This is a genomic window from Streptomyces sp. NPDC104831 (genome assembly GCF_055583025.1).
In genome coordinates, this window is record NZ_JBVJOT010000011.1 from 37,454 (window position 1) to 50,446 (window position 12,993).

The following is a 12,993-nucleotide window of genomic DNA, read 5'->3' on the forward strand; positions in this document are numbered from 1 at the left end:
GGAACAGCGTGGGGCCTGACGGCTCGTAAACCGTCAGGCCCCACGCGCGCGTGCGCCGGATGGGTCGGCCTCGCCGCTACTCGGCCGACACCACGCTCACCGGGCCGATGCCGAGCGCCTCGACCGGTGCCTTGATCCGGGCGGCGTCACCGACGAGGACGGTCACCAGGCGGTCCACCGGGAAGGCGTTCACGACGGCCGCGGTGGCCTCCACCGTGCCCGTGGCGGCCAGCCGCCGGTACAGCGTCGCCTGGAAGTCGTCGGGCAGGTGCTGCTCGACCTGGTCGGCCAGCGTGCTCGCGACGGCCGCGGCGGTCTCGTACTTCAGCGGCGCCACGCCGACGAGGTTCTGCACGGCGACGTCCCGCTCGGCGTCGGTCAGGCCCTCCGCCGCGACCGTGCGCAGCACCTTCCACAGGTCGTCCAGCGCCGGGCCGGTGTTCGGCGTGTCCACGGAGCCGCTGATGGCGAGCATCGCCGCGCCCGTGCCGTCCGGCGCGGACCTGAGGACCTGCCCGAAGGAGCGCACGCCGTAGGTGTAGCCCTTCTCCTCGCGCAGGACGCGGTCCAGGCGGGAGGTGAGGGTGCCGCCGAGGCAGTACGTGCCGAGCACCTGGGCGGGCCACACCCGGTCGTGCCGGTCGGGACCGATCCGGCCGATGAGCAGCTGCGTCTGCACGGCGCCGGGCCGGTCCACGATGACCACGCGGCCGGTGTCGTCGGCGGTCACCGGCGGCACCGGCCGGGGCTCGCCGGGGGTGCCGGTCCAGGCGCCGAGGGTGTCGGCGAGCAGCGCGTCCAGGTCGGTGCCGGTCAGGTCGCCGACGACGACCAGGGTGGCGGTGGCGGGCCGCACGTGGCGGTCGTAGAAGGCGCGCACGGCCGCGGCGTCGATCTTCTCGACGGTCTCCTCGGTGCCCTGGCGCGGCCGGGACATGCGCGAGGTCGCCGGGAACAGCTCCTTGGAGAGTTCCTTGGCGGCCCGGCGGGAGGGGTTGGCCAGCTCGTGCGGGATCTCGTCCAGGCGGTTGCGGACCAGGCGCTCGACCTCGCCCGGGGCGAAGGCGGGGGCGCGCAGCGCGTCGGCGAGCAGGCCGAGGCCCTTGGCCAGGCGGGAGGCGGGGACCTCCAGGCCGAGCCGGACGCCGGGGTGGTCGGCGTGTGCGTCCAGGGTGGCGCCCGCACGCTCCAGTTCGGCGGCGAACTCCTCGGCGGAGTGCTTGTCGGTGCCCTCGGAGAAGGCCCGCGCCATGATCGTGGCGACGCCGTCCAGGCCGGCCGGCTCGGCGTCCAGCGGCGCGTCCAGCAGCACCTCGACGGCGACGACCTGCTGGCCGGGGCGGTGGCAGCGCAGCACGGTCAGGCCGTTGTCGAGCGCGGTGCGCTCGGGGGCGGGGAACGCCCAGGGCCTGGCCTCGCCGGGCTGCGGCCGGGGGTGGAACTCCATGGTGGCGAGCTCGGTCACTTGGCCGTCTCCTCGTTCTCGGTCTCGTCGCGGCCCGCCTCTACGGTCGCTTCCTGCTCCGGGTCCTCGGGGACGTCGGCGTCCGGGGCGGCCTCCGGGGATTTGGGTTCGTAGACGAGGACCGCGCGGTTGTCGGGCCGCAGGCGGGCCGCCGCGACCTCCCGGACCTCCTCCGGGGTGACCTCCAGGACGCGCTTGACGGCGGTCAGGGCGAGCTGCGGGTCGCCGAACAGGACGGCGAACCGGCACAGTTCGTCGGCGCGGCCGGCGACCGTGCCGAGCCGGTCCAGCCACTCGCGCTCCAGCTGCGCCTGGGCGCGCTCCATCTCCTCGCTGGTGGGGCCCTCCTCGGCGAACCGGGCCAGCTCCTCGTCGATGGCGGCCTCGATCACCGGCACCTCGACGTCACCGGAGGTCTTCACGTCCAGCCAGCCCATGGAGGGCGCGCCGGCCAGGCGCAGCAGGCCGAAGCCGGCGGCCACGGCCGTACGGTCGCGGCGCACCAGGCGGTTGTACAGCCGGGAGGACTCGCCGCCGCCGAGGATGGTCAGGGCGAGGTCGGCCGCGTCGCACGCGCGCGTGCCGTCGTGCGGGAGCCGGTAGGCGGCCATCAGCGCGCGCGCCGGGACCTCCTCCACGAGGACCTCGCGCTTCTGCTCGCCGATGACGTCCGGCAGGGTGCCGTCGCGGGGCGCGGGCTTGGCGTCGTGGGAGGCGATGGAGCCGAAGTACTTCTCGATCCAGGCGAGGGTCTGCTCGGGGTCGATGTCGCCGACCACGGAGAGCACCGCGTTGTTCGGCGCGTAGTAGGTGCGGAAGAACCGGCGGGCGTCCTCCAGGGTGGCCGCGTCCAGGTCCGCCATCGAGCCGATCGGCGTGTGGTGGTACGGGTGGCCCTCCGGGTACGAGAGGGCGGTCAGCTTCTCGAAGGCGGTGCCGTAGGGGACGTTGTCGTAGCGCTGGCGGCGCTCGTTCTTGACGACGTCCCGCTGGTTCTCCATGGACTCCTCGTCCAGGGCCGCCAGCAGCGAGCCCATGCGGTCCGCCTCCAGCCACAGGGCCAGCTCCAGCTGGTGGGCGGGCATGGTCTCGAAGTAGTTGGTGCGCTCGAAGCTGGTGGTGCCGTTCAGCGAGCCGCCGGCGCCCTGCACCAGCTCGAAGTGTCCGTTGCCCTCGACCTGTGCGGAGCCCTGGAACATCAGGTGCTCGAAGAGGTGAGCCAGGCCGGTACGGCCCTTGACTTCGTGGCGGGAGCCGACGTCGTACCAGAGGCAGACCGCCGCCACCGGGGTCAGGTGGTCCTCGGAGAGCACCACGCGAAGACCGTTGGCCAGGCGGTGCTCGGTCGCTGTCAGGCCCCCGGAGCCTGCCTCGGCTGTGGTCGTGTGACCCATGGGCATGTACGTCCCTTCGCGAGCGGAGGCGGTTGATCGAACCGCGGTTTTGCTGCCGTTCCCGCCACTGTATGCAAAGCGTGCGGGGCCTTCGCGAAGTTCCCGCGCGCGTACGCCGACAGCGGATCGCGTACCCTGCGTCGGACCCCCTCCCGGACGGTTCTCCGGTGCCAGGGGCGGGCCGCTCCCCGGTGCCGCCCGGACCGGGTCGCGGCACGGGTTGTCAGTGCCTCGGTCCACAATGGTCCGCGTCAGATCCGTCAAACGCTTCAGCAAGAGCGCCCCGTAGGCGAGCGACCAGATCAGAAGGAGCCAGGCAGCGATGGCCCGCCGCAGCACGAAGACCCCGCCGCCCGACGATTCGTTCGAGGAGAGAATCCTCGACATCGACGTCGTGGACGAGATGCGTGGCTCCTACCTCGAGTACGCGTACTCGGTCATCTACTCGCGCGCCCTGCCGGACGCCCGTGACGGCCTGAAACCGGTGCACCGCCGGATCGTCTACCAGATGAACGAGATGGGCCTGCGCCCCGAACGCGGCTATGTGAAGTGCGCGCGCGTCGTCGGCGAGGTCATGGGCAAGCTGCACCCGCACGGCGACGCGTCGATCTACGACGCCCTGGTGCGCATGGCGCAGCCCTTCTCCATGCGCGTGCCGCTCGTCGACGGCCACGGCAACTTCGGTTCGCTGGGCAACGACGACCCGCCGGCCGCCATGCGGTACACCGAGTGCCGGATGGCCGAGGCGACGGGCCTGATGACGGAGTCGATCGACGAGGACACGGTCGACTTCGCACCGAACTACGACGGCCAGGAGCAGGAGCCGGTGGCCCTGCCCGCCGCCTTCCCGAACCTGCTGGTCAACGGCGCCTCGGGCATCGCGGTCGGCATGGCGACGAACATGCCGCCGCACAACCTGCGCGAGGTCGTCGCCGCCGCCCGCCATCTGATCCGGCACCCGAACGCCGACCTGGACGCGCTGATGAAGCACGTCCCCGGCCCCGACCTGCCCACCGGGGGCCGGATCGTCGGCCTGGACGGCATCCGGGACGCCTACGCGACCGGCCGTGGCACCTTCAAGATCCGCGCGACGGTCTCGATCGAGGACGTGACCGCCCGCCGCAAGGGCCTGGTGGTCACGGAGCTGCCGTTCACGGTCGGCCCCGAGAAGGTCATCGCGAAGATCAAGGACCTGGTCAACGCGAAGAAGGTCCAGGGCATCGCCGACGTCAAGGACCTCACCGACCGCGAGCACGGCCTGCGCCTGGTCGTCGAGATCAAGAACGGCTTCGTGCCGGAGGCGATCCTGGAGCAGCTCTACAAGCTGACGCCGATGGAGGAGTCCTTCGGCATCAACAACGTCGCCCTGGTCGACGGCCAGCCGCTCACCCTGGGGCTGAAGGAGCTGCTGGAGGTCTATCTGGACCACCGTTTCGACGTGGTCCGGCGGCGCAGCGAGTTCCGCCGCGGCAAGAAGCGCGACCGGCTGCACCTGGTCGAGGGCCTGCTGACCGCGCTCGTCGACATCGACGAGGTCATCCGGATCATCCGCTCCAGCGACAACTCCGCGCAGGCCAAGGAGCGCCTGATCGAGCGCTTCTCGCTGAGCGAGGTGCAGACGCAGTACATCCTCGACACGCCGCTGCGCCGGCTCACCAGGTACGACCGGATCGAGCTGGAGGCGGAGAAGGACAGGCTCACCGCGGAGATCGAGGAGCTGACGCGGATCCTGGAGTCCGACGCGGAGCTGCGCAAGCTGGTCTCGGCGGAACTGGCGGCCGTGGCGAAGAAGTTCGGCACCGACCGGCGCACGGTCCTGCTGGAGTCCGCGGCCACCCCGGTCGCCGTGCCGCTGCAGGTGGCCGACGACCCGTGCCGGGTGCTGCTGTCCTCCACGGGGCTGCTGGCCCGTACGGCGACCGACGCGCCGCTTCCGCGGGCGGCGGGCGGCAAGCGGGTCAAGCACGACGTGATCGTCTCGGCGGTGCGGACGACCGCGCGCGGGGTGATCGGGGCGGTGACCTCGGCGGGCCGGCTGCTGCGGATCAACGTGGTCGACCTGCCGCAGCTGCCCGAGCCGGTGTCCGCGCCGAACCTCTCCGGCGGGGCGCCGCTGGCGGAGTTCGTGTCCCTGGAGGACGACGAGACGGTGGTCTGCCTGACCACGCTGGACGAGTCGTCGCCGGGTCTGGCGCTCGGCACCGAGCAGGGTGTCGTCAAGCGGGTGGTGCCCGACTACCCGTCCAACAAGGACGAGCTGGAGGTCATCACGCTCAAGGAGGGCGACCGGATCGTCGGCGCGGTGGAGCTGCGCACCGGCGAGGAGGACCTGGTCTTCATCACGGACGACGCGCAGTTGCTGCGCTTCCAGGCCTCCATCGTCCGTCCGCAGGGCCGCCCGGCGGGCGGCATGGCGGGCATCAAGCTCACCGAGGGCGCGAAGGTGCTCTCGTTCACGGCGGTCGACCCGGCCGCCGACGCGGTGGTGTTCACGGTGGCGGGCTCGCGCGGCACGCTGGACGACTCGGTGCAGACGACGGCCAAGCTGACCCCGTTCGACCAGTACCCGCGCAAGGGCCGGGCCACGGGCGGGGTGCGCTGCCAGCGGTTCCTGAAGGGTGAGGACTGCCTCTCGGTGGCCTGGGCGGGCCCGGCCCCGGCCCGGGCTGCGCAGAAGAACGGCACCCCGGCCGAGCTGCCGGAGCCGGACCCGCGCCGCGACGGCTCGGGCACGTCGCTGCCGAAGACGGTGGCGGTGGTGGCGGGACCGGTGCTCTAGGCGGTCGGCGCGGGGGTCCGGCGGAACGGTCCGGGCGGGAGGCTCCACGGGGCGGCCCGGGCGGGCGCCCGGCGGGTGCGGTCCGCGCGGGATCCGGCGGGGCGGTCCGGGCGGGGCTAGAGGGGCGGCTCCGCGAGGTCGGCTTCCGTCTCGTCCTCGTCCGGCCCCTGTACGTAGCGCAGGACGCCCCACATGCCGTGCTCGTCGGCGTGCGGGGCGTCGTTCGCGCAGGCCTCCAGTTCCTTGCGGAGGGCGGCCGCGTCGATGCCGGAGCCGATCAGCACGAGCTGGGTGAGCCGGTCGTCGCCGCTCGCCCAGGGCTCCGGGTAGAAGCGCAGGAACCGACCGACGGCGTGCACGGAGTAGCGGTTGACCGTGTCGTACGGCCCGAAGTCGACGTACCCCTTGATCCGGTACAGCCCCTCGGGCCGGCTGTCCAGGAACCGCATGAGCCGCCGGGGCTCCAGGGGGACGGCGGAGGTGTGGGACAGGCTGTCGTAGCCGGTGTGCAGGTGTCCGGCCCCGTCCGCATCGCCGTGGTCGTGCAGGTCGTCGAAGGACAGCTGGCCGACGCGCTCCTCGGTGGGCCGGCAGTCGAAGAGGAACTCGGGGTCGATCCGGCCGTAGGTGGCGGGCACGACGGCCGCGCGGTCGGTGAGCGAGCGGACGAGTCCGAGGACCCGGTCGGCGTCGTCGGCGCGGTCGAGCTTGTTGACGACGACCAGGTCGGCGAGGGCGAGGTGCCGGTCGATCTCCGGGTGCTTAGCGCGCGTGTCGTCGAACTCGGCGGCGTCGACCACCTCGACCAGGCCGCCGTAGACGATGCCGGGGTGCTCGCTGGCGAGGACCATGCGCACGAGTTCCCGGGGTTCGGCCAGTCCGCTGGCCTCGATGACGATGACGTCGATGCCTGCGGCGGGCGCGGCGAGCCGGTCCAGGTACAGGTCGAGTTCCCCGGCGTCGACGGCGCAGCACAGGCAGCCGTTGCCGAGCGAGACGGTGGAGTCGCCGAGGGCGCCGGCGACGGCCATGGCGTCGATCTCGATGGCGCCGAAGTCGTTGACGACGGCCCCGATGCGGCTGCCTCCGCTGCGGTGCAGCAGGTGGTTGAGGAGCGTGGTCTTCCCGGAGCCCAGAAAACCGGCGAGCACGACGACCGGGATCTGCCGCGGACCTCCGCCGCTTCCGCTTCCCATGCTGTTCCCCAACGGGCGACCTCTCAGACGTACCAGCGCGCACCGGCTCGCGCCCGGGGCGCGGACGGACATGGACGGTCCAGGATACGAGTGGGGGGAGACGCCCTGTGGGTGCCGGCCGGCTCGCTCGTCACCCGGCCGTGGGCACCGCCGCGCCCGGCTCCGGGCCCACGTACCGCGCCACCGGCCGGATGATCTTGGGATCGGCGGCCTGCTCCAGGATGTTGGCGCTCCAGCCCACCACCCGCGCCGCCGCGAAGGTGGGGGTGAACATCTCCCGGGGCAGGCCGCACAGTTCCATGACCACGCCGGCGTAGAACTCGACGTTCGTGTGGAGTTCGCGGCCCGGCTTCAGCTCGGCGAGGATCGCCTCCACCCGGCGCTCGACCTCGGTCGCGAAGCGCACCCGCGGGCCGCCGAAGCCCAGCGCGATCTCGCGCAGCATCCGCGAGCGGGGGTCCTCGGTGCGGTAGACGGCGTGCCCGAAGCCCATGATCCGGTCGCCGGCGAGGACCCGCTCGCGGATCCAGGGGTCGATCCGGTCGGGGGTGCCGATCGCGTCCAGTGTGTCCAGGGCGCGGCTGGGCGCGCCTCCGTGCAGCGGTCCGGACAGGGCGCCGACGGCTCCGGTCAGGCAGGCCGCGACGTCGGCGCCGGTGGAGGCGATGACGCGCGCCGTGAAGGTTGACGCGTTGAATCCGTGGTCAATGGTTGAGATCAGGTATTGCTCGACGGCACGGGCCCGGCGCGGATCCGGTTCCGAACCGGTCAGCATGTACAGGTAGTTGGCCGCGTACGGGAGGTCTTCGCGCGGCTCCACCGGGTCGAGGCCCCGGCCGAGCCGGTACAGCGCGGTGAGCAGGGTGGGTACGGCCGCGCAGGCGGCCACGGTCTCGGCGCGCCGGCGGTCGGCGTCGGTGTCGTAGACCGGCCGGAAGCCGTGCGCGGCGCCGAGCAGGGACAGGGCCGTGCGCAGTCCGGCCAGCGGCCCGGAGGGCCCTGCGGCCTCCGCGAGGGCGGGCAGGGCCTGCCGGACGTCGTCGGGCAGGCGTCGCAGCGCGGCGGTCTCGGCGGCGAACTCCGGTCCGCGCCGCGCGTCGGGGAGCGTGCCGTGGACCAGGAGGTGCCAGACGTCCTCGAAGCCGCGGGTGCGGGCCAGGTCGACGGCCGAGTACTGGCGGTAGTGGTAGAAGCCCTCCCTGCCGCGGACGTCGCCGACCTCGGTCTCGGCGACGACGACGCCCGCGAGGCCGCGCGGGGCGTCGATGAGCGGGGTGGCAGCACTGTTGACGGTCATGGTCTTCCTCCCTGGACTTGATCCGACTGTCCATCCTTGACTAATTTTCTGTCAATATTGATTCCATCAATGCATGCCGATCAAGATGTGCAGCGGCCGCTACGGTGGCCCTCATGCGCGATCACGACACCGCTCCCCACCGCCTCGGGCGCCGGCTGACCACCAAGGAGACCGCCGAACTGCTCGGAGTGAAGCCCGAGACGGTCTACGCGTACGTGAGCCGCGGCCTGCTCAGCAGCAGGCGTGAGCCCGGCGGCCGGGCCAGCACCTTCGAGGCCGGCGAGGTCGAGGCGCTCGCCCGCCGCAACCGGCGCGAGGCCGCCGGCAGCCCGGGCACCGGCGGCGACCTGTCCGTCCGCACCCGCATCACGCTGATCGAGCGGGACCGGTACTACTTCCGCGGCGTCGACGCCGTCGAGCTGGCCACCCGCCAACCGTACGAAGAGGTCGCGGAGTGGCTGTGGACCGGCCGGCCCGCCCCGGGAGCGGCGTTCACCGCGCCCCCGGCCACCGTCGAGGTCGCCCGGCGCGCGGTGGACGCCCTGTCTGAGCACGCCTCCCCGATCGACCGGCTGCGGGTGGCGGCGATCGCCGCGGCGGCCGAGGACCCACTGCGCTTCGACCTGTCCGAGGAGGCCGTGCTGCACACGGCGCGCACCCTCATTCCCACCCTCGTCGCCGCGCTGCCGCCGGCCCGGTACGACCGCGGGGACGACGGCCCGCTGGCCCACCGCCTGTGGGGCCGGCTGACCGGCCGCCCGGCCGACGATGCCTCCCTGCGCGTCCTGGACACCGCGCTGGCCCTGCTGGCCGACCACGACCTGGCCGCGTCCACGCTCGCGGTCCGGGTCGCCGCCTCGGCCCGGGCGCACGCGTACGCGGCCGTCTCCGCCGGGCTCGGCGTGCTGGAGGGTCCGCTGCACGGCGCGGCCAGCGGCCTGGCCCACCGGATGCTGCTGGACGTGCTCGACCAGGGCACGGCCGTCCCGGTGATCGCCGAGGAGCTGCGCGCGGGGCGCCGCGTCCCCGGCCTCGGCCACCGGCTGTACACCGGCGAGGACCCCCGCGCGCGGGCGCTGTTCGCCCTGCTGGAGCAGGTCCCGCGCGCGGAGCCCGCGCTGCTCGCGGCCCGGGACGTGGTCGCCACCGCCGCCCGGCACACCCCGCTGCACGCCAACGTCGACCTGGCCCTCGCGGTGTTCACCGCCTCCAGCGGCATGCCCGCCGCCGCCGGCGAGACGATCTTCGCCGTCGCCCGGACCGCGGGCTGGATCGCCCATGCCCTGGAGGAATACGGCGAGCGGCCGCTGCGCATGCGCCCGAGCGGCCACTACGTCGGTCCGCGCCCGCCCCGGGCCCTCCCGGAGTAGGACACGGCGGGGCCGGAAGTCGCCACGAGGCGAGTCAGGTTAGGCTCACCTGTGTGAGTAGGTGTGCGACCGTCTCCCACAGCCTGGACGAGCCGGTGACCGGTACGGCCGCCACGGCGACCACGTGGCTGCTGCTGGAACAGCCCGGACCGTGGGGCGCCAAGGCCCTCACGTCCAGCCATCTCGACCCCGCGCTGGGCCGGGCGCTGGAGGCCGCCGCCGACGGAACCGGCGTGCGTGTCGCGCTCATCCGCCGCCCCGGGCGCCACGCCGACCCCGGCCCGCCCCCGGTGCGGCAGGTGTACGCCGCGCACACCGTTCCCGGGCGTCTGTGGCTGCACGGTGCCACCACCCGCGATCCGCGGCGCCTGCTCGACCTGGACTTCGCCGCCCTCGGGGCGGGCGACCACCGGTCCTTCGGCGCAGCGCTCGGCGGCCGGCCCCATCGGGGCGACCCGCTGGCGCTGGTGTGCACCAACGGCAAGCGCGACCGCTGCTGCGCCCTCCTGGGCCGCCCCCTGGCCACCGAGCTGGTCGCGTCGGGGGTGCGCGGCATCTGGGAAGTCACCCATCTGGGTGGACATCGGTTCGCGCCCACGGTGCTCGTCCTGCCGTACGGCTATGCCTACGGCCGTGCCGGGGCCCACACCGTCGAGGAGGCCCTGCGCGGCGCCCGGGAGGGGCGCGTGCTGGTCGAGGGGTGCCGGGGGTGCTCCGCGTGGGAGCGGCCCGGCCAGGCGGCGGAGCTGGCCGTGCGGACGGCGGCGGGCGAGTACCGGGCGGGTGTGCTGAGCGTCGTACGGACCGCCGGCGCGGCGCCGCGCTGGGAGGTCACCGTCGCCCACGCCGACGGCCGCCGGTGGCGGGTCGCCGTGGCGCAAGGCGCGGCGCTGCCGCCCCGCCCGGAGAGCTGTGGCGCGGCGGTGCTCGGCACGCCCGCGCGGATGGACGTGGTCGAGGTGCGCGAGCTGAGGCCGACGGCTCTGGCGAGCTGACCCGGCGGCGAGGCGCCGCGAACGTTGATCAATGGTGGATCCGGAGATCCGTGCCACACCCGCTGGGGGCTCCCGGCCGTCCCACGTACCGTCATGGGTATGCGCTCCACCGTCCCCGTACGCCGTCTGCGCCTCGGCCTGCCCCGGCGGATGTTCTCGCAGGTGCTGCTGATGCAGGTGGCGATCGCCGCGGGGGTCGCGGTGCTCGCGACCGGGCTCTTCCTGGCGCCGCTGAGCGAACAGCTGGACGAGGAGGCGATGCGCCGCGCCCTGGCCATCGCCGAGACCACCGCGCAGGACCCGCAGATCGCCGAGGGTGTCCGTACCACCGCGCCGGACAGCGACGGCCCGGTGCAGCGGGAGGCGGAGCGGATCCGCCAGGCCACACACGCCGAGTACATCGTGGTGCTGGGCCGGGACTGGGTGCGCTGGTCGCACCCCACCCCCGCGGAGGTCGGCCGGCGTGTCTCCACCGACCCCTCCGACGCCCTGGCCGGCGAGGAGGTCATGGAGATCGACAAGGGCACCCTGGGCCGCTCCGCGCGCGGCAAGGTGCCGCTGTACGACGCCCGCCACCGCGTCGTCGGCGCGGTCTCGGTCGGCATCGCCTACGACAGCGTGCGGGCGCGGCTGATCAACGCGATCCCGGGGTTGTTCGCGTACGCCGGCGGAGCGCTCGCGGTGGGCGCGCTGGCCGCCTGGCTGATCTCCCGGCGGGTCCAGCGGCAGACCCGGGACCTGGCCTTCTCCGACATCTCGGCCCTGCTCGCCGAGCGCGAGGCGATGCTGCACGGCATCCGGGAGGCGGTGGTGGCACTGGACCGCGGCGGGCGCATCCGCCTGCTCAACGACGAGGCACGGCGGCTGCTGGGGATCGGGGACGAGTCCCTCGGCCGGACCCCGGACGAGGCACTCGGCGCGGGCCGTACGACGGATGTACTGGCGGGCCGGGTGACCGGCACCGACCTGCTCACCGTGCGCGGCCAGCGCGTCCTGGTCGCCAACCGCATGCCCACCGGTGACGGCGGTGCCGTCGCCACCCTGCGCGACCGCACCGAGCTGGAACAGCTGGGCCGCGAACTGGACTCCACACGCGGGCTGATCGACGCGCTGCGCGCCCAGGACCACGAGCACGCCAACCGCATGCACACCCTGCTGGGGCTGCTGGAGCTGGAGATGTACGACGACGCCGCCGAGTTCGTCGGCGAGGTGGTCGGGGACCACCGGGCCACCGCCGAGCAGGTCGCGGAGCGGATCCGGGACCCGTTGCTGGCCGCGCTGCTGGTGGGCAAGGCGACGGTGGCGGCCGAGCGCGGGGTCGCCCTGTGGGTGTCGGAGCGCACCCGGCTCCCGGACCGGCTGGTCGATCCGCGCGGGCTGGTCACGGTGGTGGGCAACCTCGTGGACAACGCCCTCGACGCGGTCGCGGGCGCCCCGCACGCGCGCGTGGAGGCAGAGTTGCGCACGGCGGGCCGTACGGTCGTCCTGAGCGTGCGCGACACGGGGCCCGGGGTGCCGGAGGACCAACGGGAGCTGATCTTCACGGAGGGCTGGTCCACCAAGGAACCGCCCGCGCACGGCAAGCGGGGCATCGGACTGTCCCTCGTCCGGCGGCTCGCCGAACGGCAGGGCGGCAGCGCGACCGTGGGCCCGGCGGCCGGCGGGGGCGCCGAGTTCACCGTGGTGCTGCCGGAGGCACTGACCGAGCCGGAACCGGTGCCCGCGGGTCCCGGGGAATCCGCCGGGGGCGTCGCCGTCGCCGAGGAGGAGGCGCGGTGATCGAGGTCCTGGTCGTGGACGACGACACCCGCGTGGCCCGTGTCAACGCCGCCTACGTGGAGAAGGTGCCCGGTTTCCACGTGGCCGGCGAGGCGCACAGCGCGGCCGAGGCGCTGCGCCGGGTGGAGAGCCTGCCGCGGCTCGATCTGGTGCTGATGGATCACTACCTGCCCGACGGCACCGGTCTCGCGGTCGTCGGGGAGATGCGCCGGCGCGGCCACCAGGCCGACGTGATCATGGTGACGGCGGCGCGGGACGTGTCGACCGTGCAGGCGGCCATGCGGCAGGGCGCGTTGCAGTACCTGGTGAAACCGTTCGCCTTCGCGGGTCTGCGCGCCAAGCTGGAGGCGTACGCCGAGCTGCGACGCACGCTGGACGGCGGCGGTGAGGCCGAGCAGGCGCAGGTGGACCGTATCTTCGGCGCACTGTCCGCCCCGTCGGAGCCCGAGTTGCCCAAGGGCCACTCCCCCACGACCGCCGAGCTGGTGCGCCAGGCACTGCTGAGCGCCGAGCACCCGCTGTCCGCCCAGGAGATCGCCGAGCGGACGGGGGTGAGCCGGCAGACCGCCCAGCGGTACCTGAAACTGCTGGAGCGCACCGGCCGGGCGCGACTGACCCTCAAGTACGGCGACGCGGGCCGCCCGGAACACCGCTACGTGTGGGCGACCCGGGGCTGAGCGTGATGCGGGCCGCGATCACTTGACCACGTTGACGAACT

9 protein-coding genes are annotated in these 12,993 nt (G+C 73.7%); 5 read left to right on the plus strand and 4 right to left on the minus strand.

The genetic code is table 11. The annotated features are described in order from the left end of the window. Positions 1-76: 76 nt before the first annotated feature. Complete coding sequence (locus ACZ63H_RS10575) at positions 77-1,465, minus strand: M16 family metallopeptidase (protein ID WP_469863534.1); 1,389 nt, start codon at positions 1,463-1,465, stop codon at positions 77-79. Next, positions 1,462-2,865 carry a M16 family metallopeptidase gene (locus ACZ63H_RS10580; protein WP_469863536.1) on the minus strand — a complete coding sequence of 468 codons (1,404 nt, stop codon included), beginning with the start codon at positions 2,863-2,865 and terminating at the stop codon, positions 1,462-1,464. Before ACZ63H_RS10580 ends, ACZ63H_RS10575 begins: the two co-directional genes overlap by 4 nt. Before the next feature lie 316 nt (positions 2,866-3,181). On the opposite strand from ACZ63H_RS10580, the gene ACZ63H_RS10585 reads away from it, so the two are divergent. Further along, on the plus strand, positions 3,182-5,638 hold the full coding sequence (locus ACZ63H_RS10585) for a DNA gyrase/topoisomerase IV subunit A (RefSeq protein ID WP_469863537.1): 2,457 nt from the start codon (positions 3,182-3,184) through the stop codon (positions 5,636-5,638). A gap of 116 nt (positions 5,639-5,754) precedes the next feature. On the opposite strand, the gene ACZ63H_RS10590 is transcribed toward ACZ63H_RS10585, so the two are convergent. Then, positions 5,755-6,834, minus strand: a complete 1,080-nt coding sequence (locus tag ACZ63H_RS10590) for a CobW family GTP-binding protein (protein ID WP_469863538.1) — start codon at positions 6,832-6,834, stop codon at positions 5,755-5,757. Between the two features lie 130 nt (positions 6,835-6,964). Beyond that, the gene (locus ACZ63H_RS10595; protein WP_469863540.1) at positions 6,965-8,131 is read right to left on the minus strand and encodes a citrate synthase/methylcitrate synthase; all 1,167 of its coding nucleotides are present in this window, start codon (positions 8,129-8,131) and stop codon (positions 6,965-6,967) included. A 113-nt stretch (positions 8,132-8,244) separates the two neighbouring features. Here ACZ63H_RS10595 and ACZ63H_RS10600 point away from each other — a divergent pair, with 113 nt between their 5' ends. From ACZ63H_RS10600 to ACZ63H_RS10615, 4 genes are all read left to right on the plus strand, one after another. Further along, positions 8,245-9,501, plus strand: coding sequence for a citrate/2-methylcitrate synthase (locus tag ACZ63H_RS10600; protein WP_469863541.1), 1,257 nt, complete (start codon positions 8,245-8,247; stop codon positions 9,499-9,501). Positions 9,502-9,554: 53 nt separating this feature from the next. Then, positions 9,555-10,496, plus strand: a complete 942-nt coding sequence (locus ACZ63H_RS10605) for a sucrase ferredoxin (RefSeq protein WP_469863543.1) — start codon at positions 9,555-9,557, stop codon at positions 10,494-10,496. 99 nt (positions 10,497-10,595) lie between these two features. Continuing rightward, entirely contained in the window at positions 10,596-12,275 is a 1,680-nt protein-coding gene (locus ACZ63H_RS10610) for an ATP-binding protein (RefSeq protein ID WP_469863544.1), read from the plus strand. Then, positions 12,272-12,952, plus strand: a complete 681-nt coding sequence (locus tag ACZ63H_RS10615) for a response regulator (protein ID WP_469863545.1) — start codon at positions 12,272-12,274, stop codon at positions 12,950-12,952. Before ACZ63H_RS10610 ends, ACZ63H_RS10615 begins: the two co-directional genes overlap by 4 nt. The last annotated feature ends 41 nt before the right edge of the window (positions 12,953-12,993 follow it).